Origin of the sequence: Streptomyces sp. NPDC059166 (genome assembly GCF_042755185.1) — a bacterium.
In the GTDB taxonomy this organism is placed as follows: Bacteria; Actinomycetota; Actinomycetes; order Streptomycetales; family Streptomycetaceae; genus Streptomyces.
In genome coordinates this window covers 1-2,890 of sequence record NZ_JBHZCI010000091.1, presented here as the reverse complement: position 1 = coordinate 2,890, position 2,890 = coordinate 1, and the positions used below count along the sequence as shown (strand labels likewise).

Here is a 2,890-nt window from a genome sequence, read left to right as displayed (position 1 = left end):
AACCTGCACGACAGCCAGGCCCTGATCCCGCTTATGAAGGGCATCCCACCGGTCCGCTCGCGTCGCGGCCGGCGCCGTCGCAAGCCCGGCAAACTTCATGCCGACAAGGGCTACGACTACGCCCACCTGCGGCGATGGTTACGCGAGCGCGGCATCACCCACCGCATCGCCCGCAAAGGAATCGAGTCCTCGCAGCGGCTGGGCCGCCACCGCTGGACCGTGGAACGCACCATGTCCTGGCTCGCCGGCTGCCGCCGCCTCCATCGCCGCTACGAACGCAAGGCCGACCACTTCCTCGCCTTCACCAGCATCGCCTGCACCCTCATCTGCTATCGCAGACTCGCCAAATGAGATGACTTCTTAGGCAGCATCATCAGGAGCTCCTCCAGGATGAGGATTGAGGGCCGCCCGCCGGGACTGGCCCAGCGGCCTCGCACTTCACCCCTGCGACGTTATTTCGCGATGCGCCGCCCGTACACCCCGGCCCCCGGGGCGCCATTGACCAGTCTCGGTGCGTCCGGCCGCGGTGCATGGACGATCCGCGCGCCCTCTTTCGCCTCGGGGATCAGGCCGTAGACGAGGATCACGGAGGCGTCGATCCGGCCAGGGCTGTCCGGGTCGGTGTCCTGCCACGTCACCCACTCGTTCTCGAGATCCGTGAACGCCCCGCGCAGACGCACCCGGTCCTGGACCATCTGCTGCGCGACGGGGGCCGCCCGCAGCAGCTTGTCCTGCTTGGCGCACATGGGTCGATCAGCGGCATGAGGACGTTCGCCGGGATCTGCCCGTCCCGCTGGAGGGTGAACTCCGGCGCTGCGCGCCTCCGGGCCCCAAGGATGCGATTCCTCCCGGGCGTAACACCCGGGGTCCTCGCAAGATCAGGCTGAAGATTCTCGTAGCCGCAAGTATCTTGACGCGGGTGTCACCCGGTCACGTTCGCCTGAGACGGTATAGGTTGGGAGCGTCCGGGTCCCCAGCAAGGTAGTACGGCTGAAGCCCTTCCTTGGTCCGCTCCATGCCGAACTCCCAGGTGTACTGGCCAATCGGAGCGTGCGGGGCGGCCGTCCATTCATCGAAGTCCCCGGCGGGACGCTGGATCTGCCCCGTCACATCGGTGATGGAGATCTGGACTGCCGGGGCCCCGCCGATCGTCTCTCCGCTGGTCCCCTTGATCAATTGCCAGGTCCCGGTACCGGACAGGCCCCAGCCTTCGTCGAAATCCCAGTCCTCGCCTCCAAGATCCCTTACCTCGGCTCGCCCGCTCCTCTCCAGGGTCACCTTGGCACCATCGGATCCCGTCCAGTCTCCAGCGAGTTCTTTGGTCGAAGCATCGTGGACGGTCGGCAGCCTGGGGTAAAAGATCGCCCCACAGCCACTGGTGACCATGACAAGAACCACTGCCGGACCCAGCACCCACCATCTCCCGCACCGGCGATTGCCCATCATGCCTCCATGCCACCTCAGCAGAAATGAACATGTTCAGAATAGCTTCCGACGGCAGAGAGTCACCCTGGAGGTTCACCAAACTGCAGAGTCTCCCATTCGTCCCTGCATGCCCTGTTGCCGGTACATACGTTCCTGTCCCGTGGGAAGATCTGTTGTCGTCCGCGGACGACAACAGATCTTCCAGGCAGGAAGCGTGGCACCAAGGCAACCGGTGAGGATCTCTCCGAAGTCGCGGACGTGTCCGGCGGCCGTGTCCAGTTCGGGACAGCGGGCCAGGACCTCCCTGGTCGCCACCGGCCGCAGCGCCAAGATCGACGAGGCCGCCGAGCAGTTCACCCGCGACGGCGCCCACGTCATCCCCGTGCGGGCCGACCTCGCCGACACCGACGGGGTCGAGACGGTGTGGAAGGCGGTGGAGAAGACCGGCCGTCCGCTGGCCGCAGCGGTACTGAACGCCGGACGCAGCATCGGCGGAGCGTTCCTCGACACCGACCTGGACGACGAACTGTCCCTGATCTCTCTCAACGTGAGCTCCGTCGTCCACCTCGCCAAGAGGGTCGCCCGGCACATGGCCGCCCACGGCGACGGGAAGATCCTCATCACGTCCTCGCTGTCGGCGACACTGCCCACCCCCTACGAGACCGTCTACGGCCCTTCCCGGGCCTTCACCCGCATGTTCGCCCTCGGACTGCGGGAAGAGCTCAAGGGAAACGGCGTCACCGTCACCTGCCTCATGCCCGGCGCCACCGACAGCGACTTCCACGCCCGCGCCGGCATGAACAACACCGCCTTCGGCACCGGCGCGAAGAAGAACAGCCGCAGGGAAGTCGCCCGCCAGGGCTTCGTCGCCATGATGGAAGGCCGCGCCGAGATCGTCGGCGGCGACGCCGCCACCAAACGCACCGCCATCGAACACCGCATCCTGCCCGAGACGTACAAGGCCGCCCGCCACGCCACCAAGGCCAAGCCTCGCCCTCAACAATGAGCACGGATGGCGGCAGCTGCCAGGCGCCGGGGCACCTTAACCCCCTGGTCCGGTGCCGGGCTGTGGGGTCAATGTACGGACCACGCCAGCACCCTCGATCTGCTGCTGATGCAGCACACGGTTCTTCACCGTGGACCGGTGCAGAGCGCCACCAGAGCTTCGACGTCGGCCTTGAGCTGGGCGATCTCTTCCGCGTTCGCGGCCCGTAGTTCCTTTAAAGGGCCGCACCCGCGGTCCGGTGTTCGTCACCCATCGCCGTCCCGGGCCCGGCAAGGTGCTCTCCGCCCGCGACGTCTGCCCGGACACCGGGCTGGCCCGACTGTCCTACGGGCAGGCCCGCGCGCTGCTGGACGAGCACACCGCCCTAGCTGTATTGCCCTGTGAGGTTGGGGACGCGGCTGGCGGGTGGTTTGCCTGCGAGTGCGGTGTGGCCGCGGTGGTGATTGTAGGAGTGGAGCC

Annotated in this window: 4 protein-coding genes and 1 pseudogene; 3 read left to right on the top strand and 2 right to left on the bottom strand. The window is 66.9% G+C overall.

Annotation, left to right across the window (positions count from 1 at the left end; all coding sequences use genetic code 11):
- The coding region (locus ACFXOA_RS32190) for a transposase (protein WP_385035711.1) at positions 1 to 351 on the top strand (351 nt) is incomplete at its 5' end.
- A 101-nt stretch (positions 352 to 452) separates the two neighbouring features.
- On the opposite strand, the gene ACFXOA_RS32185 is transcribed toward ACFXOA_RS32190, so the two are convergent.
- Positions 453 to 746, bottom strand: coding sequence for a hypothetical protein (locus ACFXOA_RS32185; RefSeq protein WP_385035709.1), 294 nt, complete (start codon positions 744 to 746; stop codon positions 453 to 455).
- 184 nt (positions 747 to 930) lie between these two features.
- Positions 931 to 1,386 carry a hypothetical protein gene (locus tag ACFXOA_RS32180; RefSeq protein WP_385035707.1) on the bottom strand — a complete coding sequence of 152 codons (456 nt, stop codon included), beginning with the start codon at positions 1,384 to 1,386 and terminating at the stop codon, positions 931 to 933.
- Between the two features lie 310 nt (positions 1,387 to 1,696).
- Here ACFXOA_RS32180 and ACFXOA_RS32175 point away from each other — a divergent pair, with 310 nt between their 5' ends.
- Together ACFXOA_RS32175 and ACFXOA_RS32170 are read left to right on the top strand one after the other, a co-directional pair.
- A complete protein-coding gene (locus ACFXOA_RS32175) occupies positions 1,697 to 2,431 on the top strand; it encodes an SDR family NAD(P)-dependent oxidoreductase (RefSeq protein WP_385035705.1) in 735 nt (244 codons plus the stop codon).
- Between the two features lie 214 nt (positions 2,432 to 2,645).
- Positions 2,646 to 2,798, top strand: a pseudogene (locus ACFXOA_RS32170) (site-specific integrase); the annotation flags it as partial.
- Positions 2,799 to 2,890: the final 92 nt, after the last annotated feature.

Excerpts from the sequence above, each read along its gene's own strand:
- ACFXOA_RS32185 (WP_385035709.1), bottom strand. The coding sequence starts at position 746 with ATGTGCGCCAAGCAGGACAAGCTGCTGCGGGCGGCCCCCGTCGCGCAG.
- ACFXOA_RS32180 (WP_385035707.1), bottom strand. The coding sequence starts at position 1,386 with ATGGTCACCAGTGGCTGTGGGGCGATCTTTTACCCCAGGCTGCCGACC.